General features: G+C 67.6%; 27 protein-coding genes. 8 read left to right on the top strand and 19 right to left on the bottom strand.

The window, feature by feature from the left end:
- Positions 1-164: 164 nt before the first annotated feature.
- Positions 165-1,244 carry a YeeE/YedE family protein gene (locus tag GH266_RS13120; RefSeq protein ID WP_158194222.1) on the top strand — a complete coding sequence of 360 codons (1,080 nt, stop codon included), beginning with the start codon at positions 165-167 and terminating at the stop codon, positions 1,242-1,244.
- Positions 1,245-1,254: 10 nt separating this feature from the next.
- Here GH266_RS13120 and GH266_RS13115 read toward each other — a convergent pair whose 3' ends face one another.
- Complete coding sequence (locus GH266_RS13115; protein WP_158194221.1) at positions 1,255-1,962, bottom strand: SDR family oxidoreductase; 708 nt, start codon at positions 1,960-1,962, stop codon at positions 1,255-1,257.
- Between the two features lie 144 nt (positions 1,963-2,106).
- Here GH266_RS13115 and GH266_RS13110 point away from each other — a divergent pair, with 144 nt between their 5' ends.
- Positions 2,107-2,526 carry a hypothetical protein gene (locus tag GH266_RS13110; RefSeq protein ID WP_158194220.1) on the top strand — a complete coding sequence of 140 codons (420 nt, stop codon included), beginning with the start codon at positions 2,107-2,109 and terminating at the stop codon, positions 2,524-2,526.
- An 18-nt stretch (positions 2,527-2,544) separates the two neighbouring features.
- Here GH266_RS13110 and GH266_RS13105 read toward each other — a convergent pair whose 3' ends face one another.
- Positions 2,545-3,033, bottom strand: coding sequence for a DUF2214 domain-containing protein (locus GH266_RS13105; RefSeq protein ID WP_158194219.1), 489 nt, complete (start codon positions 3,031-3,033; stop codon positions 2,545-2,547).
- 189 nt (positions 3,034-3,222) lie between these two features.
- Here GH266_RS13105 and GH266_RS13100 point away from each other — a divergent pair, with 189 nt between their 5' ends.
- Positions 3,223-3,819, top strand: a complete 597-nt coding sequence (locus GH266_RS13100) for a GNAT family N-acetyltransferase (RefSeq protein WP_158194218.1) — start codon at positions 3,223-3,225, stop codon at positions 3,817-3,819.
- Positions 3,816-5,057, top strand: a complete 1,242-nt coding sequence (locus tag GH266_RS13095; protein ID WP_158194217.1) for an MFS transporter — start codon at positions 3,816-3,818, stop codon at positions 5,055-5,057. The genes GH266_RS13100 and GH266_RS13095 overlap by 4 nt, the downstream gene beginning before the upstream one ends.
- 21 nt (positions 5,058-5,078) lie before the next feature.
- Here the strand turns inward: GH266_RS13095 and ggt are convergent, their stop codons facing one another.
- The 6 genes from ggt to GH266_RS13065 form a co-directional block, all read right to left on the bottom strand.
- The gene (gene ggt / locus GH266_RS13090) at positions 5,079-6,854 is read right to left on the bottom strand and encodes a gamma-glutamyltransferase (RefSeq protein ID WP_158194216.1); all 1,776 of its coding nucleotides are present in this window, start codon (positions 6,852-6,854) and stop codon (positions 5,079-5,081) included.
- Positions 6,855-7,012: 158 nt separating this feature from the next.
- Positions 7,013-8,047 carry an aspartate-semialdehyde dehydrogenase gene (locus GH266_RS13085; protein ID WP_158194215.1) on the bottom strand — a complete coding sequence of 345 codons (1,035 nt, stop codon included), beginning with the start codon at positions 8,045-8,047 and terminating at the stop codon, positions 7,013-7,015.
- 336 nt (positions 8,048-8,383) lie between these two features.
- Positions 8,384-9,448 carry an esterase-like activity of phytase family protein gene (locus GH266_RS13080; RefSeq protein ID WP_158194214.1) on the bottom strand — a complete coding sequence of 355 codons (1,065 nt, stop codon included), beginning with the start codon at positions 9,446-9,448 and terminating at the stop codon, positions 8,384-8,386.
- A 4-nt stretch (positions 9,449-9,452) separates the two neighbouring features.
- Entirely contained in the window at positions 9,453-11,345 is a 1,893-nt protein-coding gene (gene cobT / locus GH266_RS13075; protein ID WP_158194213.1) for a cobaltochelatase subunit CobT, read from the bottom strand.
- Between the two features lie 11 nt (positions 11,346-11,356).
- Positions 11,357-12,343 (bottom strand): cobaltochelatase subunit CobS, encoded by a 987-nt coding sequence (gene cobS / locus GH266_RS13070; RefSeq protein WP_158194212.1) that lies wholly within the window; start codon positions 12,341-12,343, stop codon positions 11,357-11,359.
- Between the two features lie 295 nt (positions 12,344-12,638).
- Positions 12,639-13,265 carry a DnaJ domain-containing protein gene (locus GH266_RS13065; RefSeq protein ID WP_158194211.1) on the bottom strand — a complete coding sequence of 209 codons (627 nt, stop codon included), beginning with the start codon at positions 13,263-13,265 and terminating at the stop codon, positions 12,639-12,641.
- A 134-nt stretch (positions 13,266-13,399) separates the two neighbouring features.
- On the opposite strand from GH266_RS13065, the gene GH266_RS13060 reads away from it, so the two are divergent.
- Positions 13,400-13,702: a BolA family protein gene (locus GH266_RS13060; protein ID WP_158194210.1), complete on the top strand. Its 303-nt coding sequence runs from the start codon at positions 13,400-13,402 to the stop codon at positions 13,700-13,702.
- Positions 13,703-13,742: 40 nt separating this feature from the next.
- On the opposite strand, the gene GH266_RS13055 is transcribed toward GH266_RS13060, so the two are convergent.
- Genes GH266_RS13055 through GH266_RS13045 form a run of 3 tightly spaced genes read right to left on the bottom strand, consistent with a single transcriptional unit; the run spans position 13,743 to position 16,927 of the window.
- Positions 13,743-15,098, bottom strand: coding sequence for an HlyC/CorC family transporter (locus GH266_RS13055; RefSeq protein ID WP_158194209.1), 1,356 nt, complete (start codon positions 15,096-15,098; stop codon positions 13,743-13,745).
- 57 nt (positions 15,099-15,155) lie between these two features.
- On the bottom strand, positions 15,156-16,310 hold the full coding sequence (gene aroB, locus GH266_RS13050; RefSeq protein WP_158194208.1) for a 3-dehydroquinate synthase: 1,155 nt from the start codon (positions 16,308-16,310) through the stop codon (positions 15,156-15,158).
- Complete coding sequence (locus GH266_RS13045; RefSeq protein ID WP_158194207.1) at positions 16,307-16,927, bottom strand: shikimate kinase; 621 nt, start codon at positions 16,925-16,927, stop codon at positions 16,307-16,309. The genes aroB and GH266_RS13045 overlap by 4 nt, the downstream gene beginning before the upstream one ends.
- 162 nt (positions 16,928-17,089) lie before the next feature.
- Here GH266_RS13045 and GH266_RS23265 point away from each other — a divergent pair, with 162 nt between their 5' ends.
- Positions 17,090-17,233 (top strand): hypothetical protein, encoded by a 144-nt coding sequence (locus GH266_RS23265; RefSeq protein ID WP_199270317.1) that lies wholly within the window; start codon positions 17,090-17,092, stop codon positions 17,231-17,233.
- 19 nt (positions 17,234-17,252) lie between these two features.
- On the top strand, positions 17,253-18,188 hold the full coding sequence (gene xerD / locus GH266_RS13040; protein WP_158194206.1) for a site-specific tyrosine recombinase XerD: 936 nt from the start codon (positions 17,253-17,255) through the stop codon (positions 18,186-18,188).
- A gap of 19 nt (positions 18,189-18,207) precedes the next feature.
- Here xerD and GH266_RS13035 read toward each other — a convergent pair whose 3' ends face one another.
- Positions 18,208-19,266, bottom strand: a complete 1,059-nt coding sequence (locus tag GH266_RS13035) for a MaoC family dehydratase (protein ID WP_158194205.1) — start codon at positions 19,264-19,266, stop codon at positions 18,208-18,210.
- Between the two features lie 182 nt (positions 19,267-19,448).
- On the opposite strand from GH266_RS13035, the gene GH266_RS13030 reads away from it, so the two are divergent.
- Entirely contained in the window at positions 19,449-20,162 is a 714-nt protein-coding gene (locus tag GH266_RS13030; protein WP_158194204.1) for a carbonic anhydrase, read from the top strand.
- A gap of 5 nt (positions 20,163-20,167) precedes the next feature.
- On the opposite strand, the gene GH266_RS13025 is transcribed toward GH266_RS13030, so the two are convergent.
- From GH266_RS13025 to GH266_RS12995, 7 genes are all read right to left on the bottom strand, one after another.
- Positions 20,168-20,716, bottom strand: a complete 549-nt coding sequence (locus GH266_RS13025) for a class I SAM-dependent methyltransferase (RefSeq protein WP_158194203.1) — start codon at positions 20,714-20,716, stop codon at positions 20,168-20,170.
- Complete coding sequence (locus tag GH266_RS13020) at positions 20,713-21,693, bottom strand: GDP-L-fucose synthase family protein (RefSeq protein WP_158194202.1); 981 nt, start codon at positions 21,691-21,693, stop codon at positions 20,713-20,715. The genes GH266_RS13025 and GH266_RS13020 overlap by 4 nt, the downstream gene beginning before the upstream one ends.
- 3 nt (positions 21,694-21,696) lie before the next feature.
- The gene (gene gmd, locus GH266_RS13015) at positions 21,697-22,776 is read right to left on the bottom strand and encodes a GDP-mannose 4,6-dehydratase (RefSeq protein ID WP_158194201.1); all 1,080 of its coding nucleotides are present in this window, start codon (positions 22,774-22,776) and stop codon (positions 21,697-21,699) included.
- A 154-nt stretch (positions 22,777-22,930) separates the two neighbouring features.
- Positions 22,931-23,839, bottom strand: coding sequence for an RNA polymerase factor sigma-32 (locus tag GH266_RS13010; protein WP_158194200.1), 909 nt, complete (start codon positions 23,837-23,839; stop codon positions 22,931-22,933).
- Positions 23,840-24,137: 298 nt separating this feature from the next.
- A complete protein-coding gene (locus tag GH266_RS13005) occupies positions 24,138-24,719 on the bottom strand; it encodes a CarD family transcriptional regulator (RefSeq protein ID WP_158194199.1) in 582 nt (193 codons plus the stop codon).
- A gap of 411 nt (positions 24,720-25,130) precedes the next feature.
- The gene (gene fdxA / locus GH266_RS13000) at positions 25,131-25,469 is read right to left on the bottom strand and encodes a ferredoxin FdxA (RefSeq protein WP_067224455.1); all 339 of its coding nucleotides are present in this window, start codon (positions 25,467-25,469) and stop codon (positions 25,131-25,133) included.
- Between the two features lie 325 nt (positions 25,470-25,794).
- Complete coding sequence (locus tag GH266_RS12995; RefSeq protein WP_158196197.1) at positions 25,795-26,238, bottom strand: RNA-binding S4 domain-containing protein; 444 nt, start codon at positions 26,236-26,238, stop codon at positions 25,795-25,797.
- Positions 26,239-26,241: the final 3 nt, after the last annotated feature.

Genomic DNA, 26,241 nt, shown 5'->3' with positions numbered 1-26,241 from the left:
TCGATCCGCTCTTGTTAGTCGGCAACGCCGCAGCGGACAAGCACGGCGCACAAAGCCGCATGGAAGCTTGAGCAAGGTCAAGGTCGCTCCGGTGCCCTCATTGTATTCATGGATGCGAATATGGAAGGGCCGGACGGGTGTCCGGAGAACCCGGAGACGCGGCAATGGACATGACCGGCCTTCTGGAGACTATCGGCGAGGCGGAAACCTCGGCGCTCGGCGGGCTGCTGATCGGGATGGCTTTCGGCGCCTTTGCGCAGCGCAGCCGGTTCTGCCTGAGAGCTGCGGCGGTGGAGTTTGCCCGCGGCAGCATCGGCATCAAGGTCGCCACATGGCTCGTAACCTTTTCCTGTGCGGTCCTTTTGACCCAATGGCTGGTTTTCTCGGGCCAGCTCGATGTGTCCGAGGCGCGGCAGTTCGCGGCCCGGGGCTCGCTGTCGGGCGCGATTGCCGGCGGGGCACTGTTCGGCATCGGCATGGTGCTGGCGCGAGGCTGCGCCAGCCGGCTGCTGGTGCTCTCGGCCACCGGCAACCTCCGGGCGCTGCTGTCGGGGCTGATCTTCGCGGTGGCGGCGGAGGCCTCGATCCATGGCATCCTGTCGCCGCTGCGCGAGCAGGTCGCCGGGATGTGGACCGTCAGCGGGCGCGAGGCGCTCGATCTCCTGCTGCTGCTGGGGCTGCCGCAGGAGGCGGGGCTGTGGATCGGCCTGCTGTTCGTCGCCGGGACGATGGTCTTCGCCTTTCGCGCCCGTCTGCCGCTCTCGGGCTGGATCGGAGCGGCGGGAGTGGGGGCGACGGTGGCGGCCGGCTGGTGGTTCACCTACCAGCTTGCGGGACAGGCCTTCGAGCCGATGACGGTCAAGAGCATGACCTTCACCGGTCCGTCCGCCGACACCTTGATGCTGGTGCTGACGCCTCCCGGCGAGGCGCTCGATTTCGACATCGGCCTGGTGCCGGGCGTCTTCGCCGGGGCGGCGCTGGCCGCGCTGCTGGCCGGCGAATGGCGGTTGCAGGGCTTTCACGACGGCCACTCGATGCGCCGCTACATCGTCGGGGCCGTTCTGATGGGGTTCGGCGGCATGCTGGCCGGCGGCTGCGCGGTGGGCGCGGGCGTCACCGGCGGGTCGATCTTTGCGCTGACCGCCTGGGCGACGCTGTTCGCCATGTGGGCGGCGGCCGGGCTGACGGATCTCGTCGTCGACCGGATGGCGGAGCAACGCGCCACGGCCGCCGGCGTTTCCTGAGCGGGGCGCTCTACCAGGGGTGTTCTTCGCCGTTCCACTGCAGGAAGCGGCCGGTATCGGCGAGGGTGAGGCCGGTCGCGACGGAGAAGATGCCGGCGGCGCTTTCCTGCGGATCGATCTCGGCACTGGTGCCGCCCATGTCGGTGCGCACCCAGCCCGGATGCATGACGACGACGCAGATGCCTTCGTCCTGAAGGTCGACGGCAAGGCCCTGCATCGCCTTGTTCACCGCCGCCTTGGAGCTGCGATAGGCGTAGCTGCCGCTGCGCGGACGGGCGAGCGAACCCATCTGGCTGGAAATCGTGACGATGCGCGGGGTCTCCGCCCGCCGCAGCTGCGGTCGCAGGGCCAGCGCCATGCGCACAGGGGCCAGCGTGTTGACCTGCAACTCGCGCTCCCAGGCCGCGAAGTCGAGATCGTCGAGCGACTGGTGCGGATTGAGGACGCCGGCATTGTTGAGCAGCACATCGACGGGAGTTTCCCCCAGAGCCTGCGCGAATGCAGCGACGGACGCCCCGTCCGTCACGTCGAGAGCATGGACGGTCAGCCGGTCCGGATGGGCGGCGGCGAGGTCCGCAAGCGCTTCGGCGCGTTCGGGCGCGCGGCAGCCGGCATGGATGCGCCATCCGCCGTCGGCAAGGAAGCGGCGCGCCAGTTCCAGTCCGATGCCGCGATTGGCACCTGTGAGCACGAGGGTGGAGGCTGCGGACAGGGTCATGGGATGGCTCCGGCTGGAGGGGCTCCGCACTGGCGGCGGAGGAGGGGCGGGGCGATGACAGGCTTGGTAAACGCGGCTACAAGGTCGCGCAAGCGGTTGCCGGGCCGCGATCCGGCGCGAAACGTCATAAAGCGGAATGCAGCGATGAGCAGCCAGCAGATTGGCCCCTTCCTGGGAACCTGGATCCTCGACCTGGACGAGAGCGAGTTCGATCAGAGCGACCTGCCGCAGGCGGCGACCTGCCGGATCGAGGAGGAATTCGGCCTGGTGACGATCCGCATGTCGATCATCTCGTCGAGTGGCGAGGAAATCTCCGGCGAGATCACCGGCGTGCCGGGAGCGCCGGGAGCGCGGCTGTCGGAAAGCGGGCTGGCCGACCGGCTGCTGCTCTATTTCGAGGACGAGCACACGCTCACCTCGGAGGCCAAGCGCGGCAATCTCACCTTGATGACGGCGCGGCGGCGCCTGTCCGACGACGGGCAGAGCCTGGAAGTGGAGCAGAGCGTCGAGGTGCCGGGGCAGGGGTCGGTGGTCAATACCGGCATCTATCGCCGCGCCCAGTAAGACCGGCTTTTCGCGCCGTCAGATCAGGCCGGGCCAGCGCATCAGGGCAAGGACCCCGCCCCACAGGACGAGCGACAGCACCCCGGCCAGGCGGAAGCGCGAGATGGTGCCGCGCGAATCGACCTGGTCGAGCAGGCGCCAGGCCGGAACCAGCCGCAGCAGCAAGGCATTGACGGCAAGCGCGGCAAGAAGGACGGCCTTCGCCTGGAAGGCAGGATCGCCGGCAATCGCGACGGGGCGCGTCGACATCAGGGCGATGCCGCTGGCAAGCGAGAGCAGCAGGCCGACAAAGGCGGTCTGGCCGAGCACGCGCGCAAGGTCGGCAAGCGGAGCGGAACGCCAGAAGCCGATCAGCCGCAGGTTGAGCGGCAACACCGCGCCGACCAGGATCAGGGTTCCCAGCAGATGGACCGCGGCGGCGGCCTCGCGCAGGTCCGCTGAGCCGGCCATCATGCGGGCGAGCTGCGATCCGGCGAGGAATTCGAGGAGCGGGCTGATATCCGGCATATCCCGACAGGCTTGCGAACGATGATCGTCCCTTCCCCGATAGCCTGATTCTCTTTGCTGCGGCGCGCAAGTCTTGCGGTTTTACGCCTGGAGGGGCGATTTTTCTTGCAAGGCCCGGCAAGGCGATTACGTCTCGAACTGTCCGATCAACCTCAGCGCGAAATTGCGGGGCAACGACAGGAGCTGGCGATGAACGTGCTTTCTCATGTGCGTCCTGGCGACGAGATGGCGGCGACGCGGATCTATTGCGAGGCGCTGATCCAGAAGCTGCGGCCGTTCTTCGGCACGGCGGATGCGGCGGCAGAGTTCCTCGCGCCGCATCTGCGCCATGACCGCGGTGTCAGCGCCGTCATCGATGGCCGGCTCGTCGGCATTGCCGGATATCGTCTCGACGGGCAGGGGCTGTTCGAGCCGAAGTGGCGGCATTTCCGCGAGCGCTTCAGCCTGATGGGGACAGCGATCCGGGTTGCGGGCCTTGCCCTGCTCGACAAGGAGGAGGACGAGGACGTGCTGTCGATGGATGGAATTGCGGTCGGGCAAGGGGCGCGCGGTGCAGGTGTCGGCAGCGCCCTGCTGGCCGAGATCGTCGCGATGGCCCGGCGCGCCGGCAAGCGCGCGGTAAGGCTCGACGTCGTCGATACCAATCCGCGGGCCAAGGCGCTCTATCTGCGCTGCGGCTTCGTGGAGGAGGGACGACGCCGGCTCGACCTGCTGCGGCCGGTCTTCGGCTTTGCCTCGGTCACGACCATGCGACACCACCTCACGGATGCGGCAGGGAGCGCATGAGCGAGACCGGGGAGAGGGTCGAGACCGGACAGCTGCCGTCGCCGACCGCGCCTGTGCCCGACCGGCCGCAGGTGGCCGAGGTGGCGGAGCACGTGCCCGGCGCGCCGCAGACGCTCGACCGTGCGGCGATTGCGGTGGTGCTGATGCTGGTCGGCGTGTTCGGCCTGGCGCAGGGGCTCACCTATCCGCTGCTCTCCTTCATCCTGGAGCGGCAGGGAACGCCGGCCTGGCTGATCGGCAGCAATGCCGCCATGATGGCGCTGGGCCTGATCCTGTCCGCGCCCCTGGTGCCGCAACTGGCGATCCGCTTCGGTGCGGCACGGCTGGCCATTGCCAGTGCGCTGCTGCTGGCGGTGCTGTTCGCGCTGATCGGCACGGTGCAGTCGCTGTGGCTGTGGTTTCCGGCGCGCTTCCTGCTCGGCGTCGGCATCAACGGGCTCTACATTTCCAGCGAGACCTGGGTGAACCAGCTGGCGCCCGACCGGATCCGCGGCCGCATGCTGGGCCTCTATGCGACGGCGCTTGCCGCCGGCTTCGCGCTCGGCCCGGCGACGTTGACGGTGACAGGCACGCGGACGCTCACGCCGTTCCTTCTTTGCATCGCGGTCTGTCTGGTCTGTGCGCTGCTGATCGCCTCGATCCGCCATCGGCTGCCGCGGTTTGCCGCCGGCGAAAACGGGTCGATCCGCGCCGTTGCGCCGCTGATCCCGTTCCTGCTGGTGGTGACCGGCATTGCCGCCGCCTTCGACCAGGCGATCCTGACGCTGTTCCCGGTCTACGGTCTCGGTCACGGCCTCGACGAGGCGGCGGTGGCAACGGCGCTTGCCGTGCTGATCGTCGGCAACATCGTCTTCCAGGTGCCGATCGGCACGGTGGCCGATCGCTGGGGGCCGCGCCTCGTCATGGTGGTGCTGTGCCTGCTGACCATTGCCGGCGCCGCGTTGCTGCCGGTGCTGATCGAGACGAAATGGCCGCTCTGGGCCATGCTCTTCGTCTGGGGATCCTCGGCCTATGGCGTCTACACCATCGCGCTGATGGAGCTCGGCCGCCGCTTCACGGGCGCCATGCTGATCGCCGGCAATGCCGGTTTTGCCGTGATGTGGGGTGTGGGCGGCTTTGCGGGGCCGGCGATCTCCGGTCTCGCCATCGATCTCGCCGGCCTTTCCGGCCTGCCGATGCTGCTCGGCGGCGTCTACGTGCTGCTGCTGGCGGCGACCCTGCTTCGCCGGCGGGGCTGAGCCCGCCGGCCCTTTGCAGGATCAGTTGCCGGCGGCCAATGCGCCCTGCACCCGCGGGTCCGAGGCGCCGGCAAGGCCGTTCTCGACCGCCATCACCGACTGGGTGGAGCCCATGGTGGCGCGCTCCTCCACCGTGTGACCGAGCCCGCGCAGGATCGCCAGCGTGTCCGGCGAGAAGCCGTCCTCGATGCGGATCTCGTCGGGCAGCCATTGATGGTGCATGCGCGGGGCGGCGGTCGCCTCGGCGATGTTCATGCCGTGGTCGACCACGTTGAGGATGATCTGCAGCACGGTGGTGATGATGCGGCTGCCGCCGGGAGAGCCGGTGGCCAGCACCAGCCGGCCGTCGCGAAACACCAGCGTCGGGCTCATCGAGGAGAGCGGCCGCTTGCGCGGCGCAACGGCATTGGCATCGCCGCCGATGAGGCCGTAGGCGTTCGGCACGCCGGGCTTGGCGGAGAAGTCGTCGAGCTCGTTGTTGAGCAGGATGCCGGTGTCGCCGGCCATCATGCCGACACCGTAGGAGAAGTTGAGCGTGTAGGTGTTGGAGACCGCATTGCCCTGACCGTCCACCACCGAATAGTGCGTGGTCTCCTCGCTCTCGTAAGGGGCCGGCTTGCCGGGGGAAAGGCCTTCCGCGGGCGTTGCCTTTTCTGTGTCGAAATCGGCCATTCGCGAGGCGGCATAGGCCTTGGAGGTCAGGCCCTTCACCGGAATATCGACGAAGTCGGGGTCGCCGAGGAACTCCGAGCGATCCGCATAGGCCCGCTTCATCGCCTCGGCCATGACATGGAGCGTCGCCGCCGAACCGGAGCCGGATGCGGCCAGGTCGAAGGGCTCCAGCATGTTGAGGATCTCGACGAGATGGACGCCGCCGGAGGAGGGCGGCGGCATGGAGACGACCTCGTAGCCGCGATAGGTGCCCGAGACGGGATCGCGCCATTTCGCCTCGTAGGCGGCAAGATCGGAGGCGGTCATGTCGCCGCCGCCTTCGCGGACGCGTGCGGCGATCGCCTCCGCGACCGGGCCCTTGTAGAAGCCGTCCGGGCCTTCGTCGGCGATCTTCTGCAGCGTTGCGGCGAGTTGCGGCTGGCGCAAGGTCTCGCCGGGCTCGTAGAAGCCGCCGCCGGGCTTGTAGAACGTCGCGAGCGCGGCAGGATCCTTGGACAGGCGGGGCAGGGCCTGTTTCAGGGAGCCGGAGAGATCGTCGGAGACGGGAAAGCCATCGCGGGCAAGCGCGATGGCGGGGGCGAGCAGCTCGGCGAAGCTGAAGCGGCCGCTGCCATGGCGGGCATGGGCGGCGTGGAAGCCGGCAACGGTGCCGGGAACGCCGACGGCAAGGCCGGAATAGCGGGATTTCTCGCTGTCGGCATTTCCCTCGGCATCGAGGAACATGTCCCGGGTGGCGGCGGCAGGGGCAAGCTCGCGATAGTCGAGAGCCTGAGTCTCGCCGCTCCCGGCCATGTGGACCAGCATGAAGCCGCCGCCGCCGATATTGCCGGCGCGCGGCAGGGTCACGGCAAGGGCGAAGCCGACTGCCACCGCCGCATCGACCGCATTGCCGCCGGCAGCGAGGATGTCGCGGCCGACGCGGGTCGCGGTCGCTTCCTGGCTGGCGACCATGCCGCTGCGGGCAAGCACCGGGTGGAAGCGGTCCGAGCCGGAGAGGATCGGCGCCGGCTGGGGCGCGGCTGGAGCGGCTGTCTGGGCAAGGCCGGGTCCTGCCCACAAGAGGCAGGCGGCAAGGGCGGCGCTGGCGATCCTGCGCACCGGTGCCCGCTTTGGTGTCCTGTTCATCGTCTCACTCACTCCCGGGATGCTGTTCTGGGCGGGCAGTCTGTCGGGTTTTGGCCGGCGCGGCCAGCCCTGTCAGGATTGCCGGGAGCGGGCAAAAAAAACGGCGCGGCCCGCAAGGGACCGCGCCGCGCAGCATACGGATTTAGAAAGCGGGAGCTTCAGGCAGCGGCCTTCTTCGGGGTGATCAGGCCGCGATTGACCAGAACTTCCGCGATCTGCACGGCGTTCAGAGCCGCGCCCTTGCGCAGGTTGTCGGCGACGACCCAGATGTTGAGGCCGTTCTCGATGGTCGCGTCCTCGCGGATGCGGCTGACATAGGTCGCATCCTCGCCGGCGCTCTCGTAAGGCGTGACGTAGCCGCCGTCCTCGTGCTTGTCGACGACGAGCACGCCCGGCGCCTCGCGCAGGATGTCGCGGGCCTCATCGGCGGTGATCGGGCGCTCGAACTCGATGTTGACGCTCTCCGAATGACCGATGAACACCGGCACGCGCACGGCGGTGCAGGTGACCTTGATCTTCGGGTCGAGCATCTTCTTGGTCTCGGCCAGCACCTTCCACTCTTCCTTGGTGTAGCCGTCCTCCATGAAGACATCGATATGGGGAATGACGTTGAAGGCGATGCGCTTGGTGAACTTCTCCGGGGTGATCGGGTCGTTCACGAAGATCGAGCGGGTCTGGTTGAACAGCTCGTCCATGCCGTCCTTGCCGGCGCCGGAGACCGACTGGTAGGTGGACACGACGACGCGCCGGATGGTGGCCGCATCGTGCAGCGGCTTGAGCGCGACGACCAGCTGGGCGGTCGAGCAGTTCGGATTGGCGATGATGTTCTTCCGGGTGAAGCCGGTGATGGCGTCGGCGTTCACTTCCGGAACGATCAGCGGCACGTCGGCGTCGTAGCGCCAGGCCGAGGAGTTGTCGATGACGACGCAGCCCTTGGCGGCGATCTTCGGCGACCACTCCTTGGACACGGTGCCGCCGGCGGACATCAGGCAGATGTCGACATCCGAGAAGTCGAAATGGTCGATGGCCTGGCAGGTCAGCGTGCGGTCGCCGAAGGAGACGTCGACGCCCTGCGAACGGCGGGAGGCAACAGGCACGACCTCGCTGGCCGGAAAGCCGCGTTCGTCCAGGATGTCGAGCATCTCGCGGCCGACATTGCCGGTCGCGCCGACCACTGCGATCTTGTAAGCCATTGGTATTCAGTCCTCTCTTGCCGCTCCCCGCCAACCCGAAGCCGCCATCCCTGCGGGAGCCTCAGGTCCGTTCGGTCCCCCTTCGGACCCGGGGGAGCGCGGGTCGAGAGGGCCGTCAGGCGGTCGTTTTGCGGGTCGTCGTCGTGGTCGTGCCGGCGCACGCGACACCGTTCGCGGCTTTCGTCGCGGCGAACGGGGCGTTGAAAAGGGCGCTCGGCTTCGGCATGGGATCCCTCGCGGATCCGGACGGGAACTGTCCGGACCTCGACGGCGACTAGATGACGCCATGCGCGGCCATTGTCAACACGGCCTTGCGGATGCGGCCTTGCTGCGGGGTCAGCCGTCGATGCGGAAGCGCAGCAGCAGCGTGCGCTGGAGGATCGAGCGGTTGTCGTCGGAGACGATGGTCAGGATGGTCTCGCCGGCGGCATTCCGGTGCACGGCAACGCCTTCCATGTTGTCGATCTGCTCGGAAAAGCCGGCCTCCAGCAGCACGCGGCCGACCACCATGGCGCCGGGCTTCAGCTCCGCTGCCGGCAGCAGGCGCACCCGCATGCCGATGCCGTGGCGCAGGGTGAAGCGGCGCTCCAGCAGCACCATGTCGCCATTGTCGAGGAAGGCCGCGTCGGTGGCGTCGTAGGAGTCCTGCCGCAGGACGGTGAAGGTGCCGGGTGTCGACCCGCCGAGCAGGTAGCCCGGCAGGTTCGAGTTGAAGGTCTGTCCGCGTTCGGAGACCACGACCAGCGTGCCGGCCAGAGGACCGGAATTGGCGAAGGCGACCGCCTCCATCCCCTTGTTGTGACGCAGGTTGCCGGTCAGCGTGGCCGGCAGGTCGATCGAGCGGCCGGGCGTGCGCGGGTCGGTCAGCGGATAGGGGAAGGCGTAGATCGCGTGGTAGCGCTCGGTCGCCATGTAGAGCTCGCCGGTGCCGTCCGGATTGCGGCGCAGGGCCAGGGCCTCCGCATCGCCGCGGCCGCGGTCCATCAGCGGCCTGCCGTTCGGGCCGATGATGGCACCGAGGCGGGCGTCGCGCACGGCGAGCGGCCGCCCGTTCGGGTCCGCGTCGATGGTTGCGGTGAGCCAGAGGCCGTTGTCGGCGATCGCCACCATCTCGCGGCCGTCGGCGCTCAGGACCAGGCCGGACAGGCCGCCCATATGGCGGTTGCCGGACAAGAGCTCCAGACCGCCGAGAAAGGTCAGCTCGCCGAAGCGCGGCTCGTCGGCACGGCCGATGCGGAACGCGTCGATCTGCTTGCTGCGGATCGTCACGTCCTGAAGGGGAACGTCGATGACCGCGCGGGCCGGGGCCGGCATCAGCAGCAGCGCTGCCGCCAGCATGACGGAAGCCAGCGCGGCAGCGCGCCGCGTCGGGAGCCGAAGGGCCGGCAGGAGCCGGGTCATGGCGTCAGCGCGCCGAGCGGCGCCGTCCGCGACCGCCGCGCGACGGTGCTTGCGTCTGCTCGTCGAAGAGGTCGGCGAGCTGGTCGGTCATGGCGCCGGCCAGTTCCTCCGCATCGACGATGGTGACGGCGCGGCGATAGTAGCGGGTGACGTCGTGGCCGATGCCGATGGCGATGAGCTCCACCGGCGAGCGGGTCTCGATTTCCTCGATGATGTAGCGCAGGTGACGCTCGAGATAATTGCCCGGATTGACCGACAGGGTGCAGTCGTCGACCGGGGCGCCGTCCGAGATCATCATCAGGATCTTGCGGGCCTCGGGGCGGCCGAGCAGGCGCTTGTGCGCCCAGTCCAGCGCCTCGCCGTCGATATTTTCCTTCAGCAGGCCCTCGCGCATCATCAGGCCGAGATTGCGGCGGGCGCGGCGCCAGGGCGCGTCTGCGGACTTGTAGATGATGTGGCGCAGGTCGTTGAGGCGGCCGGGCTGGGCCGGCTTGCCGGCGGCGAGCCACGCCTCGCGCGACTGCCCGCCCTTCCAGGCGCGGGTGGTGAAGCCGAGGATCTCGACCTTCACGCCGCACCGCTCCAGCGTGCGGGCCAGGATGTCCGCGCAGGTCGCGGCAACGGTGATCGGCCGGCCGCGCATGGAGCCGGAATTGTCCAGCAGCAGCGTCACCACGGTGTCGCGGAAATTGGTGTCGCTCTCCTGCTTGAAGGCAAGCGGCTGCATCGGGTCGGTGACGACGCGGGTCAGGCGGGCCGTATCCAGCATGCCTTCCTCCAGGTCGAAGGACCAGGAGCGGTTCTGCTGGGCCAGCAGCTTGCGCTGCAGCCGGTTGGCCAGCCGGGCAACGGCGCCCTGCAGGTTGACCAGCTGCTTGTCGAGATGGCTGCGCAGGCGGTCGAGCTCGGCGGTGTCGCACAGCTCCTCGGCCGGTACCGTCTCGTCGAAGCGGTTGGTGAAGAACTTGTAGTCCGAGGTCGGCGGCAGGTTGGAGAACGGCAGCTCGCGGCGCCGGCTTTCGCCGGGCTCCTCGGCCTGGTCCGCCTGGTCGTCCTGGGTGAGCTCCTGCAGGTCGCCGTCGAGGCCTTCGGTCTCGCCCGCCTCGGTCTCTTCGCCGGAGAGTTCCATCTCCTGCGGCGCGCCCTCGTCCTCGCCGCTTTCCTCCTCGCCGTCGGCTGAGGTCTCGCCGCGCTCGTTGCGCCCCTCGGCATCGTCGTTCTCGGCGTTCTCGTCCTCGCTCTCCTGGCCGATATCCTCGTCCATCTCGAGCGATGTCAGCACCTTGCGCAGGCGCTTGGCGAAATCCTGCTGGTCTTCGATCCGGTCGGCGAGCAGGTCGAGCGCGCCGCCCGCCTTTTCCTCGATCCAGCCGCGCCACTGGGCGATCATCGGCTCCGCGCTCCTGGGCGCGGGCCGGCCGGTCAGGCGCTCGCGCACCATGTAGGCGATCGCCTCCTCCAGCGGAGCATCCTCGCGGCTGGCCACGTCCGCATAGGCGGCCTTGCGGCTGCGCTCCTCCAGCATGGCGGAGAGATTGTCGGACACGCCCGGCATGCGGTTGGCGCCGACCGCCTCGCAGCGCGCCTGCTCGACCGCGTCGAAGATGGCGCGGGCCGTCTCGCCCTGCGGCACCAGCTTGCGGTGCAGGCCGGGGTCATGACAGGCGAGCTTGAGCGCCATGGCGTCGCCGAGGCCGCGCGTGACGGCGATCTCGTCGACGGTGAGGCGCCGCGAGGGCTCCGGCAGGCGGGCCGTATGGCCCGACAGCGACGGCTTGTCGGAGGAGAACAGCACCTCGAGTTCGGCATCGGCGGCGATGGCGCGCATGGTGTCACCGATCGCCCGCTTCAGCGGCTCGCTCGAAGGCTTGCTCTTCTCGGAAGGCGGATTGCGCATGGGACTGCCGGTCAGCTCATCACCACGTTGGCGGCGGACTCGGGCAGCTCCTCGCCGAAGCAGCGCTGGTAGAACTCGGCCACCAGCGTGCGCTCCATCTCGTCGCACTTGTTGAGGAAGGTGAGGCGGAAGGCGAAGCCGAGATCCTTGAAGATATCGGCGTTCTCGGCCCAGGTGATCACGGTACGCGGGCTCATGACCGTCGACAGGTCGCCGTTGATGAAGGCGTTGCGGGTCATGTCGGCGAGGCGGACCATGCGCGAGACGATCTTGCGACCCTCGTCGTTCTGGTAGTGCTTCGACTTCGCCAGGACGATCTCGACCTCGTTGTCGTGCGGCAGGTAGTTCAGCGTGGTGACGATCGACCAGCGGTCCATCTGGCCCTGGTTGATCTGCTGCGTGCCGTGGTAGAGGCCCGAGGTGTCGCCGAGGCCGACCGTGTTGGTGGTGGCGAACAGGCGGAAGGCCGGATGCGGGCGAATCACCCGGTTCTGGTCGAGCAGGGTCAGGCGGCCGGACACTTCCAGCACGCGCTGGATGACGAACATCACGTCCGGACGACCGGCGTCGTACTCGTCGAACACCAGCGCGATGTTGTTCTGCAGGGCCCAGGGCAGGATGCCGTCCCGGAACTCGGTGACCTGGCGGCCCTCCTTGAGGACGATGGCGTCCTTGCCGACCAGGTCGATCCGCGAGATGTGGCTGTCCAGGTTGACGCGCACGCAGGGCCAGTTCAGCCGCGCGGCGACCTGCTCGATATGGGTCGACTTGCCGGTGCCGTGATAGCCGGTGACCATGACGCGGCGATTGTGGGCGAAGCCGGCGAGGATCGCCAGGGTGGTCTGCCGGTCGAAGAGGTAATCGGGATCGAGATCGGGCGTGTGGGCGGTCGGTTCCTTGTAGGCGGGAACCGTCAGGTCGCTGTCGATGCCGAAGGTCTCGCGCACGGACACGGTGGTGTCCGGCAGGTTTTCGACGGGCAGGGTCTTGTCAGTCATCTTTCCTCCGCTGGCCCGCCGCCGGCGGGATCCGCGATGTCGTGCAAAGCGCCGCGCGTGTCGCCACGGCGCGAAATTCGAACCAGACCCTATTGCCAGAGCCTCGTTCGGCCAAGTGAAAACGCCTCGTCGCTGGCGGCGCTGGCGCGAATTGCGCCGGGAAAGGAGCTCCCTGCGACGGGAGACCGCAGGCCGGCCACTGCCGGACACGATCCTCAAACACGGGAGACCTACGATTTCATAGCCGATCCGGACCAACTGGCAAGCCTGCTTAAGGACAAGGCCGCCTCCAGTTTCAGCAGAAGCCGGCCTTTTTCAGCAGCGAGTAGGCGTTGATGATCTCGCGCAGCCTGTCTTCCAGCGACCGGTCGCCGCCATTGGCATCGGGATGCAGCCGCTTCACCAGCTCCTTGTAGCGGCCCTTGATCTCGGCGTCGCGGGCATGATGCGGCAGGCCGAGCGTGTCGAAGGCGCGCGCCTCCAGCTGTTTCAGCTTGGGCGCGCGGGCGCCGCTTCCTTCCGTCCGGCCGCCGCGGCCGGCGCGCTTGCGCGCCTCCGCACGGGCCTTGGCCGCCTGGCGCGGGTCGACATCCGACCAGGCCTGGGCGCTTTCGCCGGCCGCCTTGGCGTTGACGCCCATCTTCCACGTGGGGCGATGACCGGTCAGGGCATCACGCTGGTAGGCGCGCGTCTCGTCGTCGTCCATGCCGGCGAAATAGTTGTAGGACTTGTTGTAGTCCCGCACATGGGCGAGGCAGAAATGATGATACTCGCCGTCGGCATGGCGCCCCTTCGGCGCCCTGTGGGTGCCGGGCTCGTCGCAGCCTTCCCAGTCGCAGGTCCGCTCGCACACGAACTCCTCCTCCGCAGCGCGGCTGCGCTTCGTGCTGATGCGAATGCGGTCGAAGATGTCCGAAGCCAACGGTCCTGGTCCAGTTTCCGTGATCTGCGGGGCGGGAATGCGCGGCTCTTGCCGCGGCGATCCGCATAAATAGGGGGAGGGGGCCACCTTCGGCAAGGTCTTGACGGCGGCGAAAAGTCTGTCACATGGAAGGCATGAGCATCCGGGACCTGATCGAACAGCGCCTGCGCGAGGCTTTTGCCCCGCAGAGCCTCGAGGTGATCGACGAATCCGAGCGGCACCGCGGACATGGCGGCTGGCGCGAGGGCGGCGAGACCCATTTCCGAATTCGCATGGTGGCGGAAGCGCTTGCCGGCCAGAGCCGCGTCGCGCGCCACCGGGCGGTCAACGACTGTCTGAAGCCTGCCTTCGACGCCGGGCTTCATGCGTTGGCGATCGAGGTGCGCACGCCCGACGAGCGCGACCCGCGCGGCGGCGGGCCTGCGTCCATCGCCTAACAATACCTAAGATCGCCCGAGTTCCGGCCAGTTCGCCCGGTCAGCCCGGCTGGACCGTGGGAGCCGGGGCCTGCGCAGTCAGGGCCGCCTGGCCGGCGAACACCGCCTTGACCGAGCCGGCGACTTCCTTCGAAAGCGGCGTGATCTTCAGGCGCGTGACGCGGTTCTTCTCGCGCTTCAGCACCGTGAACCGGTAGCCGTGGAAGGTGAAGGCCTGCCGCTCGTCCGGGATCATGCGTGCCTCGTGGATCACCAGGCCGGCGATGGTCGTGGCCTCGTCGTCCGGCAGGCGCCAGTCGACCGCGCGGTTGAGATCGCGGATCGGAACCCCGCCGTCGACGATGATCGACCCGTCGGGCTGCGGGCGGACGCCGGCAAGTTCCACGTCGTGCTCGTCCGAGATCTCGCCGACGATCTCTTCCAGGATGTCTTCCAGCGTCACCAGGCCCATCACCTCGCCATACTCGTCGATGACGAGGGCGAAGTGCGCCTTGCGCTTGAGGAAGGCATTGAGCTGGTCCTGCAGGCTGGTCGTGTCCGGCACGAACCAGGGCGGGGAGACGATCTGCTCGATATCGATGCTCGAGGCGTCGCCGCCGGCGGCTGCCAGCGCGCGCAGCAGGTCCTTGGCATGCAGCACGCCGATATAGTTGTCGGTCTGCCCGCGCCACAGCGGCAGGCGGGTGTGCGGGCTCGCCAGCGCGTCCTGGATCAGCCTGTCGACCGGCTCGTCCGCGTTCAGCGTGTTCATCTTGGTGCGGTGGACCATGACGTCCGACACTTCCAGGTCGGCGAGGTCGAGCAGGCCGCCGATGCGATCGCGCTCGGCCTTCACCAGACCGCCCTCCAGATGCTGCAAGTCGACGGTGCCGCGCAGCTCCTCATGGGCGGACAGGACGTTGCGGTTTTCCGACACGTCGACGCCGAACAGGCGCAGCAGGGCGCGCACGATCATCTCGACAGCGCTGACCACAGGGCCGAAGACGATCACGACGATGCGCACCACCGGGGAGACGGCGATGGCGAAGCTGTCCGGATTGGAGATCGCCCAGGTCTTCGGCAGCACCTCGGAAAAGATCAGCACGAGGGCGGTCATCACCAGAGTCGCATAGACGACGCCGGCATCGCCGAACAGGCTCAGCAGCACGCTGGTGGCGAGCGCCGAGGCGAGAATGTTGACCAGATTGTTGCCGAGCAGAAGCGCACCGATCAGCCGCTCGCGGACCATGATCAGGCGGCTGACGACGGCCGCGCGTCGGTCTCCGGTCTTTTCCAGCTGCAGCATGCGCGCCCGCGAGGCGGCGGTCAGCGCGGTCTCCGAGCCGGAGAAGAAACCCGACATGACCAGCAGGACAATGATCGCGAGGATGGAAAGCCAGAGGCTTGCGTCACTCATCTGTTGTCGTCTCGCTCGTGTTGGCGCCGAACTTACGGCCGTGGCGGCCGCCGTCGATCAGGACCGGGCGGCCAGTTCGTCCGTCAGGAAGTCGTGCAGCGCGGCAGGGTCGACGCCGCGCTCGATGAAGGCTTCGCCGATGCGGCGAACCAGGATGAAGGTCAGCGCGCCGCGGCTCACCTTCTTGTCCTGCGCCATGATGTCGAGGAAGCTCTCGGCCGGCGGCATCTGTCCCGGGATATCGCTGATATGGGTGGGCAGGCCGACGCTGGCAAGGTGCGCGGCGACGCGATCCCGGTCCTGCGGCGGGCACAGGCCGAGGCGGACCGAGAAGTCGAAGGCAAGGCGCATGCCGATGGCGACGCCCTCGCCATGGACAAGGCGCGTGCCGTCATAGGCGACGATGGCCTCCAGCGCATGACCGAAGGTGTGGCCGAGATTGAGCAGCGCCCGTGCGCCGGTCTCGAACTCGTCCTCGGCGACGATGGCGGCCTTGGCGCGGCAGGAGATCGCGATCGCCTCCTCGCGCTCCGCCCCCCCGGCAAAGACCGCGGCGTGGTTTTTCTCCAGCCAGTCGAAGAAGCCGGCATCGCCGAGCAGGCCGTATTTGACGGTTTCGGCGTAGCCGGCGCGGAATTCGCGCAGCGAGAGCGTGTCGAGTGTTGCCGTGTCGGCCAGCACCAGCGCGGGCTGGTGGAAGGCGCCGATGAGGTTCTTGCCGTGGCGCACGTTGATGCCGGTCTTGCCGCCGACGGAGGAATCCACCTGGGCGAGGAGCGTCGTCGGCATCTGCACGAAGGGCATGCCGCGGCGGACGCTGGCCGCGACGAAGCCGGCAAGGTCGCCGACCACGCCGCCGCCGAGCGCGACGATGGCGTCGTTGCGCTCCAGGCGGGCTTCCAGCACGCGGTCGCAGACCGTCTCGTAGACGGCAAAGCGCTTGCTGGCCTCGCCGGGCGGCAGCAGGATGGTGGCAAAGCCGATCCCGGCGGCTTCGAGCGAGGCCTGCAGGCGCTCCAGATGATGGACGGCGACGGTTTCGTCGCTGACGATGGCGACCCGGGAGCGCGGCAGCCGCTCGGCAATGCGCGCGCCGGCTTCCTCCACCAGCCCGCGGCCGATCAGGATGTCGTAGGAGCGTTCGCCGAGAGCGACCGGAACGCGCAAGGGGTCCCCGGTCCAGGTCTCGGCCGTTGCGGTCTCGGATGTCATGGGCGCGATGCTCCTTCAGCCTGTTCGCTCACGGCGGGGGCGAAACCGAAATGCGCTTCGAGCGCGGCAACGATGTCGGCGACGACAGCTTCGTGCGGGACGTCGCGCGACTGGATGGTGAGTTCGGCTTGCGCATAGACCGGTTCGCGCTCGGCGAGCAGCCGGCGCATCACCGCTTCGGGATCCGGATCGTTGAGCAGCGGCCGGTTCGGCTTGCGGCGCACCCGGTTCATCACCAGCGCGAAGTCCGCCTTCAGCCAGATCGAAAGCCCCATCTCGCGCACTGCCGCGCGGGTCTCGGCGCTCATGTAGGCGCCGCCGCCGGTAGCCAAAATCTGCGGCCCGTTCTTCAGCAGGCGGGCGATGACCCGCTGCTCGCCGGCGCGGAAATAGGCCTCGCCGTGCTGGGCGAAGATTTCCGGGATGGTCAGGTTCGCCGCCGCCTCGATCTCCGTGTCCGCATCGACGAAAGGCAGCGAGAGGGTCTGGGCAAGGCGGCGGCCGACGCTCGACTTGCCGCAGCCCATGATCCCGACCAGCACGATGGAGCGTGTGCCAAGTCCGGTCACGAGGCGGGCGGCACGCTCTTCCTCGACGAGATTCGGCAGGACGGACATGTGATGGCACTCTCCCCTTGTGACCCATCGCTTTGCCCTTGTCCTGCCCGCCTAGTCAAGCCTGCTTGCGGTGCCTCGTGCCATCGGACACTTGCATCGCAGGCGGAGACTGGCCGATAAGGAACCCAACCGCTGGCCGTTCCTCAGTCCGATACGACGCCGATGCCCACGATCTTCCGACTGCTGTTCGTCCTTCTGGTGCTGACCGGCGCGGTTGCCGGAGCGATCTTCGCATTGGGCACCTTCATCGAGCCGGAGCCGCACGAGATCACGGTGCGCTTGCCGATGGACGGCTTCGGCCGATAGGCCGCAGCGGGAGGACGGGATGGCAAGCGATGCCCTGCTGATCGAGAGCTTCCTGGAGATGCTGTCGGCCGAACGCGGGGCGGCCGACAACACGCTCGAAAGCTATCGCCGCGATCTCGACGACTTTGCCGGCTTCCTGAACGCGCGAAAGGCGTCCGCGGCAACCGCGTCGCGCGAGGAGGTCACCGCCTATCTCTCCGATCTCACCCGACGCGGCTATGCGGCAAGCTCGCAGGCCCGGCGGCTGTCTGCCCTTCGCCAGTTCTACCGGCATCTTTTTGCGGACGGTCTGCGGGGAGACGATCCGACGCGGACCGTGGCCACGCCGAAACGCCGCGCCGCCCTGCCCAAGGTGCTCGGCGAGGAGGAGGTCGACCGGCTGCTCGGCGCTGCACGCGAGGCGAGCGAGGTCGAGGGCCTGTCGCCGGCCGCCCGGCTGAGGGCGCTGCGCATGCATGCCCTGCTGGAGGTGCTCTATGCCACGGGCCTGCGCGTGTCGGAGCTGGTGTCGCTGCCGCTCTCGGCGGCGCTACGCGACGAGCGGCTGGTCGCGGTGACCGGCAAGGGCAACAAGGAGCGGCTGGTGCCGCTCGGCCCGGCAGCGCGCGAGGCGATGCGCGCCTATGTGGCGTGCCGGCGGGCGGAGGGCGTCTACCCGGCTAGCCGCTGGCTGTTTCCCTCGCATGGGGAGAGCGGACATTTCACCCGCCAGGCCTTTGCGCGCGACCTCAAGGACCTTGCGGTGTCGGCAGGGCTCGACCCTTCAGCACTCTCGCCGCATGTGCTGCGGCACGCCTTCGCCTCGCATCTCTTGCAGAACGGTGCGGACCTGCGCGTCGTGCAGCAGCTGCTGGGGCACGCCGACATCTCGACGACGCAGATCTACACCCATGTGCTGGACGAGCGGTTGGCGGCCCTTGTCGAAGGTCATCACCCGCTGGCGAAGAAACGCTGAGTGTGGTGCCGGCCAAGGCTCAGCGCGGCATCAGCACCCAGATGTCGAAGTCGAGAATGACGCTCGGGTCGTAGGCACCGTCCGGCCCGGTCAACGGGAAGTCGTGGCACGGGCGGTCCTTCGTCGCGATCATCCGCAGGCGCAGGGCCCCGACGTCGTGGCGGCCGGAGATCTCGGCCTTCTCGAGGACTTGCGACCAGGCGAAGACCGTGTTTCCGGCAAACAGCGGCGCGACATGGCGTCCGGCATTGATGCCGGCGACGTGGAAGGCATTGCCGAGCCCGTTGAAGGACAGGGCGCGAGCGAGCGAGATGACGTGGCCGCCATAGACCAGCCGCCGGCCGAAGCGGCCCTGGCCTTCCGTGACCTGGTTGAAATGGACGCGCGCGGTGTTCTGGTAGAGGCGGGTGGCGATCTGGTGCTCGGCCTCCTCGACGGTCATGCCGTCGACATGGTCGATGCGCTCGCCCACCGTGTAGTCGCCGAAGCGGTGAGGGGAGCCGGCAAGATCGTCGTCCCAGGCCTCTCCATCGATCAGCGGGCAGGCATCGCCCAGGGCGTCCGGCGCAATCGCGTCGGGCAGTTCCGGCACCACCGCGTCCGGCGCCGGGCTGGCGGGATCGCGCTTGTTGACCATCACCCAGCGGACATAGTCCAGCACCTCGGTGCCGTCCTGATTGTAGCCGGTGGAGCGGACATAGACGACGCCGGTGCGCCCGTTGGAGTTTTCCTTGAGGCCGATCACCTCGGAGACGGCGGAGAGCGTGTCGCCGGGATAGACGGGGGCGAGGAAGCGGCCGCCGGCATAGCCGAGATTGGCGACGGCGTTGAGCGAGATGTCCGGAACGGTCTTGCCGAAGACGATATGAAACACCAGCAGGTCGTCGACCGGCGCCTCGGGATAGCGGATGCGCTGGGCGAAATCGTCGGAAGACTGCACTGCGAAGCGGGAGCCGTAGAGGGCGTTGTACAGGGCGATGTCGCCACGGGTTACGGTACGGGGCGTGGCGTGGCGCAGGACCTGGCCGACGCGGAAATCCTCGAAATAATTGCCCGGGCTGGTCTTGCTCTTGGTCATGCCGCATCCTCCCTCGTCGCTTTTCGCGGTGCAATAAGACAGGCTGGAGGGAGGCTGCGCAAGCACGACGTTGGGCGCGCGCCAGGCTTACGAGCAGGTTGCCGGCGCGGCGACAAGAGCTTAACAAGGCTGACGCTCCCGGAAGCCATGTTTCCGGCGCCGCAAAGCAGAGGGACCAGATCATGGCACACGAGCAGCACGAACCGGAAGGCGGCGGGCCCAGGTCGTTTCCCGCCTTCCCCAGGGAGTTGCTGGCGGGTTACCGCAGCTACCGGGAACATTCCCACAGGCCGCATCGCACCGACTACGAGCGTCTGGCGCTCTATGGGCAGCAGCCCGAGGTGATGGTGATTTCGTGCTGCGACAGCCGGGTGACGCCGGAGGGCGTTTTCGCCGCCGGACCGGGCGAGCTCTTCGTGGTGCGCAACGTCGCCAATCTCGTTCCGCCCTATGCCCCCGACAACGACTACCATTCGACCAGCGCAGCGCTTGAGTTCGCGGTCCAGGCACTGAAGGTCCGGCATATCGTGGTGCTCGGCCATGGCCAGTGCGGCGGCGTCAAGGCGTTCCTGAACCAGGATGCCGTGCCGCTGTCGCCGGGCGACTTCATCGGCAAGTGGATGACCCTGCTCGAGCCGGCGGCCGAGTTCCAGTGCCTGAAGCTCGAGCGCGACGAGGATCCGCAGCTGGCGATGGAATATGCCGGCATCCGCCAGTCGCTGGTGAACCTGCGCAGCTTTCCTTGCGTCCAGATCCTGGAAGAGAGGGGCCGCCTTGTCCTGCACGGCGCCTGGTTCGACATCGGCTCGGGCGAGCTGCGCGTGCTCGATCCGGCAAGCGAGCGCTTCGTCGCCGCGCCGTCCATCTTCGCCTCCGGCTTTGCGCCCGGAGGCTGAGAGGCTTACTTCACGCCTTCCAGATTGAGGCTGACGAGGCGGCCGGTGTCCTTGGCCATGTGCGGCAGGTAGGCCTGCGAATAATCGTCGAGGCCGACGTGCTCGGTGGTGCGCCAGTCCCAGAGACGGGTGGACGAGAAGCCGACCTCGATCAGCGCTGCCGACAGGGTTTCCTCGTCGAAGACCATCTTGTGATAGTCGTACTGGTCGCGCTGGCCGCCGACCAGCAGGCCGAGAACCTGCGGCAGGGCAAAGTCGTTCGACGTGTCGAGATAAAGCTCTGCGGCGGCCCGGAAGTCCGGCACGGCGATGCGCAGCACGCCGCCGGGGGCCAGCACCCGGCACCACTCGGCGAGAACGTCGCGGTATTCCTTACGGCCGAAATGCTCCAGCACGTGGCAGGCATAGATCAGCTCGACGCTGCCGTCGGGGATGAAGGACAGGTCCTCGACCGGCCCGATGCGGTCGACATGCGGATAGTCGAGCGCATCGACATGGTAGAAGCCGGGAATGTGCTTCACGCCGCAGCCGAGGTGAAGTTTCTCGATTTTCATTGGGTGCTGCCCGTCCTGCCGTCGGCGCCGAGAGCGGCGCGGTTGTCCAAGTACCAGCGGATCGTCTGCCGGATGCCGTCCTCCAGCGCCACGCGCGGACGCCAGCCGAGCGCGTGCAGGCGGCCGGATTCCATCAGCTTGCGCGGTGTGCCGTCCGGCTTGCTGGCGTCGAAACGCAGCTCGCCGCCGAAGCCGGCCTCGCTGGCGATGAGAGTCGCAAGGTCCCGGATCGAGACTTCCTGCCCCGAACCGACATTGATCGGCTCGTCGCCGTCATAGGTGTCCAGCAGGAAGACGATCGCGTCGGCGAGATCGTCGACATGCATGAACTCGCGCAGCGGCGTGCCGCTGCCCCAGATCTCGACCGTCTCGGCGCCGGTCTCGCGCGCTTCGACGAACTTTCGGATCAGGGCCGGCAGCACGTGGCTGGTGGCGAGGTCGAAATTGTCGTTGGGACCGTAGAGGTTGGTCGGCATCGCCGAGACATAGGAGAGGCCGTGCTGCCGGCGATAGGCCTGGCAGAGATAGACGCCGGCGATCTTGGCGATCGCATACCACTGGTTGGTCGGCTCCAAGGGCCCCGTCATCAGCGCGTCCTCGCGGATCGGCTGCTCTGCGAACTTCGGGTAGATGCAGGAGGAGCCGAGAAAGACGAGGCGGCGGACGCCGTGATCGGCGGCGGCGGCGATCACATTGGTCTGGATCTGCAGGTTGTCCTGCAGGAAGTCGACGGGTTGCCGGTCGTTGGCCAGAATGCCGCCGACGCGCGCCGCTGCCAGGATCACCGCGTCGGGCCGTTCGCTGGCGAAGAACTCGGCGACCGCGCGCTGGTCGGTCAGGTCCAGCTGCGCACGGGTGCGGGTGATGATCTGCGCGTTCTCGCGCGCCAGGCGCCGGCAGATTGCCGAGCCGACCATGCCGCGATGGCCGGCGACGAAGATCCGGCGCGCTGCGCCGGCGGGGCTCTCGGCCGTCATCGCCTAGTCCTCGCGACCATAGGCGCGGCGGGCATGGCGCTCGACGCGCAGCAGCTCGAGATCCGCATCGACCATTTCGTCGACCAGCTCGGCAAAGCCGGTCGTGTGGCTCCAGCCGAGCCGCTCGCGCGCCTTGGACGGATCGCCGAGCAGAAGATCGACCTCGGTCGGACGGAAATAGGCGGGATCGACGGCAACCAGCGTCTCGCCGCTCGCCCGGTCGCGGCCGGTCTCTTCCACGTCTGCGCCGGACCAGACGATCTCGCGGCCGACGCGGGCGAAGGCGCGCTCGACGAACTCGCGCACCGTGTGGGTCTCGCCGGTCGCCAGCACATAGTCGTCGGGCTCGGGCTGCTGCAGGATACGCCACATGCCCTCGGCATAGTCGCGGGCATGGCCCCAGTCGCGGCGGGCGTCGAGATTGCCGAGATAGAGCTGCTTCTGCAGGCCGAGCTCGATGGCCGCGACCGCGCGGGTGATCTTGCGGGTGACGAAGGTCTCGCCGCGCAGCGGGCTCTCGTGATTGAACAGGATGCCGTTGCTGGCATGGATGCCGTAGGCCTCGCGGTAGTTCACCGCGATCCAGTAGCCATAGAGCTTGGCGACGGCATAGGGCGAGCGCGGGTAGAAGGGCGTGGTCTCGCTCTGCGGCGTCTCGCGGACCTTGCCGTAGAGCTCCGAGGTGGAAGCCTGGTAGAAGCGGCAGGACTTTTCCATGCCGAGGATGCGCAGGGCCTCCAGCAGACGCAACACGCCGGTCGCATCGGCATTCGCCGTGTATTCCGGCGTTTCGAAGCTGACCATCACATGGCTCTGGGCGGCGAGATTGTAGATCTCGGCCGGCTGGATCTCCGCCACGAGACGGATCAGCGAAGAGCTGTCGGTGAGGTCGCCGTAGTGGAGAAAGAAGCGTCCGTCTCCCTCGTGCCGGTCGTGGATCAGGGGGTCGATCCGTCCGGTGTTGAAGGAAGAGGAACGACGCTTCAGCCCATGCACCTCGTAGCCCTTGTCGAGCAGGATGCGGGCGAGATAGGCGCCGTCCTGGCCGGTCACGCCGGTGATGAGCGCGCGGGGTGCGGTCATGTGAAGTCCCTGTGCGGATGCCTGAAGAACGGCTTGTCAGTCGTTCCTCCTACTGCACGCGAGGGACAAGGGCAACCGCCGCCGCTGCCCCGGCGGGCGTGCGGCGGCGGCCCCACGGACTTCGCCTGGAAGACTTGCGGCGTACGCGCGCGCGTCAGCCGCAATAGGCGAGCTTGTCCGGCTGGACCTTGAGCAGGGCGTCGCGCAGCTTGTCGAGGGCGCGGCTCTCGATCTGGCGGACACGCTCCTTGGAGATGCCGAGCTTCTGCCCGAGGGCCTCCAGGGTCTCGCCTTCCTCGCTCAGCCGGCGCTCGCGGACGATGCGCAGCTCTCGCTCGCTCAAGACGCCAAGCGCGGTCTCCAGCCAGCGCGTGCGCCGCTCGGTGTCGATGACGACGCCGACGGTTTCCTCCGGCAGGGGATCATCGCTGACCAGGAAATCCTGTCGGTCTGCGCCCGATCCGTCGGATTCCAGCACGGGTGCGTTGAGCGACGTGTCGGGGCCCGACAGCCGGGCGCTCATCGTCGCGACATCCTTGACCTTGACGCCCATCGTCTCGGCGATCTTCTCCACCAGTTCGCTCTCGCTGATACGGGTCGTGCCGCTGGAGAGTTTCGCCCGCAGGCGGCGCAGGTTGAAGAACAGGGCCTTCTGCGTCGACGAGGTTCCGCCGCGGACGATGGACCAGTTCCGCAGGATGTAGTCCTGGATCGAAGCGCGGATCCACCATGTGGCATAGGTGGAGAAGCGCACTTCGCGCTCCGGCTCGAACCGCGAGGCTGCCTCCAGAAGGCCGATATGGCCCTCCTGGATGAGGTCGCTCATCGACAATCCGAAATTGCGGTATTTCGCTGCGACCGCGATAACGAGGCGCATATGCGCCAGGCTGAGACGGTCGAGCGCGGCTTGGTTGCCCTCGTCGCGCCAAGCGATGGCAAGCTGCTGTTCTTCCTCACGGCTGAGATAGGGCGCATTCATCGCGGCCCTGACAATCTGACGCCGGTTGCCCGAAAGATAACTCACGGTGTGTCCCTCCGCGTCCCGCCTCCTGTCCGGAGGCATGGCCCCGGTGGCGATGCGGCCGCCACGTCGGTGCCCTGGTCTGCTATCGTCATATGATACGCAGCTACCGCGATATCGGTTCAGCCCGCCGGCTTCCGCGAAATCGGTAACAGCGGTTCTTGGTGCAAGCATGACCCCTGCATACGATCAGGACCAATAGAAGTTCCTCAAGATCGCGATAAGTTTACCTGATTGATCGGGCCGCAACATGGCACGCGGCCGAGGCTGCGGGCCAAAAGAAAACGCCCGGCGCTTGGGAGCGCCGGGCGTCGAAGATCGGACGGTGCCGTTGTCGCGGTCAGGCGGCTTCGGTCTGTTCCCCGTCCTCGTCCTCGGTCGCTGCGGCGGCGGCCTTGCGGCTGGCCGACTTGGCGAGGTTCTGTTCGATCTGGCGGATCGCCTCGGTGTCCGAGCACTTGTTCACGGCAGCGATCTCGCGCGACATGCGGTCGAGGGCGGCCTCGTAGAGCTGACGCTCGGAGTAGGACTGCTCGGGCTGGCTCTCGGACCGGTAGAGGTCGCGAACCACCTCGGCAATGGCGATCAGGTCGCCGGAATTGATCTTTGCCTCGTATTCCTGGGCGCGGCGGCTCCACATGGTGCGCTTGACGCGCGGCCGGCCGCGTACGGTCTCCAGCGCCTTCTTCACGGCGGGAGCATCGGCCAGCTTGCGCATGCCCACGGATGCGATCTTCGCGACCGGGACGCGCAACGTCATCTTGTCCTGCTCGAAATTGATCACCAGAAGTTCAAGCGCATATCCCGCGACATTCTGTTCCTCGATCGCGGTGATCTGTCCGACGCCATGGGACGGATAGACAATGAACTCACCAGTCTTGAAACCCTGTCTCTGCGCGGTCTTCTTCATCGTTGTTGCCATACGCCTATGCTACTCCTGCGCAGTTGCGGCCAGAAGCCGGGGCGGCGCCTGAACGTCGCCCGTCCATGGAGAAAACGCACGTCCATCGGGCTTGTGGCCTCGCCACAACCCGCCGGAGTTCGTTATTCGATGATCAGCCGACCGAACTCTGGTCCCGGATCAGTTCTAGGAGGGATGCCGCCCCCCTTCGCATGTGGCGAAGGGTTCGCAACCATAAAAAAACCTCCGCGTGGAGGGGGAGACCACTGGTTCGATTACTGAGGAAAAGACTATATCACAAAACTTGTGGATTTCAAAACATGAGCCGGCAGCCGGAAGATTCCGGCGCCGTCGTCGTTGGCGGTTGCTTACCGTGGGCGTGCCGTACCGGGGATTGGCCGTGTCAAGGGACGCGGCGAATCCGCTCCGGCTTCAGTCGCCCGAGCCCGGTTCCGGCGAGAAATAGGCCTCGAGCTTGTTCGGCTTGCCGTCGAACTCCTCGGCTTCGGGCAAAGCGTCCTTCTTGACCGTCAGGTTCGGCCATTTGGAAGCATATTCCGTGTTCAGCTCCAGCCACTTCTCGAGGCCCGGCTCCGTGTCCGGCTTGATGGCATCGGCCGGGCACTCCGGCTCGCAGACGCCGCAATCGATGCACTCGTCCGGGTGGATGACGAGCATGTTCTCGCCTTCGTAGAAGCAGTCGACCGGACAGACTTCGACACAGTCGGTGTACTTGCACTTGATGCAGTTGTCCGTGACGATATAGGTCATCGCAATCCTCTCGCGGCGCCATTCCTGCCGCCGACCGGCGGGCACTGCCGCACTCGTGTCGCGGCCCTTTGGGTCAAGGCCCGGTCTCCGTTCCGCGGGGGCAGTCCGATGCGGGGTTCCGGCTTCCGGCCCGGACGCAAGGCCGGTCGGGTACCGGCCGGTGTGCGGGCGGTTCTTGATGCCTGCGTACCGGGTTTGGCGATGGGCTTCAAGTTCGGAATATGTTGCCGATGATAGCTCGCGGAGAAGATTTTTCTCCACGCCGGAACCACCGCGCGCGCGGACCATGTGTCGCAGGGCCGTGCGCGCAAGCAGCGGAGATGTTTCAGCCCTTGTCGGTGAGCCGGTCGATCTGACGTCGCTGTCGTTTGGTCGGGCGGCCGCTGCCGCGTTCGCGCCGGCCGGGTGCCGGACCCTCGCGGCCGACAGGAGCCGCGCTGGCCGCGCCCTGGCTTCCGGCGTCCTCGTCCGCATCCTCTCCGTCATCGGAAACGGGCGAAGCGCTCGGCGAAGGAGCCAGATCTTCATAGAGAAGGCGGGCTTCGGGTGCCGGCCCGCGCCGTGTGCCGGGCGCCAGGACCTTCAGAACGAGAACCCGGTTCGCCACGGCGATCGTGAGCACGTCGCCGTGGCGGATCGCCTTGGCCGGTGCCTGCGCCTTGTCGCGGTTCACCCGCACATGGCCGCCGTTCACCAGCTTCTGGGCAAGGCTGCGCGACTTCACGATCCGGGCGAACCAAAGCCACTTGTCGAGCCGCTGCGGTGTCATGTC

Source organism: Stappia indica (genome assembly GCF_009789575.1).
In the GTDB taxonomy this organism is placed as follows: domain Bacteria; phylum Pseudomonadota; class Alphaproteobacteria; order Rhizobiales; family Stappiaceae; genus Stappia; species Stappia indica_A.
Note: the sequence above shows the minus strand (reverse complement) of the source record. Positions and strands in the feature narration are given on the sequence as shown.

Bases quoted from the DNA above. Each gene is read 5' to 3' on its own strand.
- GH266_RS12995 (WP_158196197.1), bottom strand. From the start codon at position 26,238: ATGACACCGCAGCGGCTCGACAAGTGGCTTTGGTTCGCCCGGATCGTG.
- GH266_RS13110 (WP_158194220.1), top strand. From the start codon at position 2,107: ATGAGCAGCCAGCAGATTGGCCCCTTCCTGGGAACCTGGATCCTCGAC.
- GH266_RS13100 (WP_158194218.1), top strand. From the start codon at position 3,223: ATGAACGTGCTTTCTCATGTGCGTCCTGGCGACGAGATGGCGGCGACG.
- GH266_RS13030 (WP_158194204.1), top strand. From the start codon at position 19,449: ATGGCACACGAGCAGCACGAACCGGAAGGCGGCGGGCCCAGGTCGTTT.
- GH266_RS13025 (WP_158194203.1), bottom strand. From the start codon at position 20,716: ATGAAAATCGAGAAACTTCACCTCGGCTGCGGCGTGAAGCACATTCCC.
- GH266_RS13045 (WP_158194207.1), bottom strand. From the start codon at position 16,927: ATGTCCGTCCTGCCGAATCTCGTCGAGGAAGAGCGTGCCGCCCGCCTC.
- GH266_RS13085 (WP_158194215.1), bottom strand. From the start codon at position 8,047: ATGGCTTACAAGATCGCAGTGGTCGGCGCGACCGGCAATGTCGGCCGC.
- fdxA (WP_067224455.1), bottom strand. From the start codon at position 25,469: ATGACCTATATCGTCACGGACAACTGCATCAAGTGCAAGTACACCGAC.
- GH266_RS13055 (WP_158194209.1), bottom strand. From the start codon at position 15,098: ATGAGTGACGCAAGCCTCTGGCTTTCCATCCTCGCGATCATTGTCCTG.
- GH266_RS13010 (WP_158194200.1), bottom strand. From the start codon at position 23,839: ATGCCTCCGGACAGGAGGCGGGACGCGGAGGGACACACCGTGAGTTAT.
- gmd (WP_158194201.1), bottom strand. From the start codon at position 22,776: ATGACCGCACCCCGCGCGCTCATCACCGGCGTGACCGGCCAGGACGGC.
- GH266_RS13105 (WP_158194219.1), bottom strand. From the start codon at position 3,033: ATGCCGGATATCAGCCCGCTCCTCGAATTCCTCGCCGGATCGCAGCTC.
- GH266_RS23265 (WP_199270317.1), top strand. From the start codon at position 17,090: ATGCCCACGATCTTCCGACTGCTGTTCGTCCTTCTGGTGCTGACCGGC.
- aroB (WP_158194208.1), bottom strand. From the start codon at position 16,310: ATGACATCCGAGACCGCAACGGCCGAGACCTGGACCGGGGACCCCTTG.
- GH266_RS13020 (WP_158194202.1), bottom strand. From the start codon at position 21,693: ATGACGGCCGAGAGCCCCGCCGGCGCAGCGCGCCGGATCTTCGTCGCC.
- GH266_RS13095 (WP_158194217.1), top strand. From the start codon at position 3,816: ATGAGCGAGACCGGGGAGAGGGTCGAGACCGGACAGCTGCCGTCGCCG.
- ggt (WP_158194216.1), bottom strand. From the start codon at position 6,854: ATGAACAGGACACCAAAGCGGGCACCGGTGCGCAGGATCGCCAGCGCC.
- GH266_RS13035 (WP_158194205.1), bottom strand. From the start codon at position 19,266: ATGACCAAGAGCAAGACCAGCCCGGGCAATTATTTCGAGGATTTCCGC.
- cobT (WP_158194213.1), bottom strand. From the start codon at position 11,345: ATGCGCAATCCGCCTTCCGAGAAGAGCAAGCCTTCGAGCGAGCCGCTG.
- GH266_RS13115 (WP_158194221.1), bottom strand. From the start codon at position 1,962: ATGACCCTGTCCGCAGCCTCCACCCTCGTGCTCACAGGTGCCAATCGC.
- xerD (WP_158194206.1), top strand. From the start codon at position 17,253: ATGGCAAGCGATGCCCTGCTGATCGAGAGCTTCCTGGAGATGCTGTCG.
- GH266_RS13080 (WP_158194214.1), bottom strand. From the start codon at position 9,448: ATGACCCGGCTCCTGCCGGCCCTTCGGCTCCCGACGCGGCGCGCTGCC.
- GH266_RS13005 (WP_158194199.1), bottom strand. From the start codon at position 24,719: ATGGCAACAACGATGAAGAAGACCGCGCAGAGACAGGGTTTCAAGACT.
- cobS (WP_158194212.1), bottom strand. From the start codon at position 12,343: ATGACTGACAAGACCCTGCCCGTCGAAAACCTGCCGGACACCACCGTG.
- GH266_RS13120 (WP_158194222.1), top strand. From the start codon at position 165: ATGGACATGACCGGCCTTCTGGAGACTATCGGCGAGGCGGAAACCTCG.
- GH266_RS13060 (WP_158194210.1), top strand. From the start codon at position 13,400: ATGAGCATCCGGGACCTGATCGAACAGCGCCTGCGCGAGGCTTTTGCC.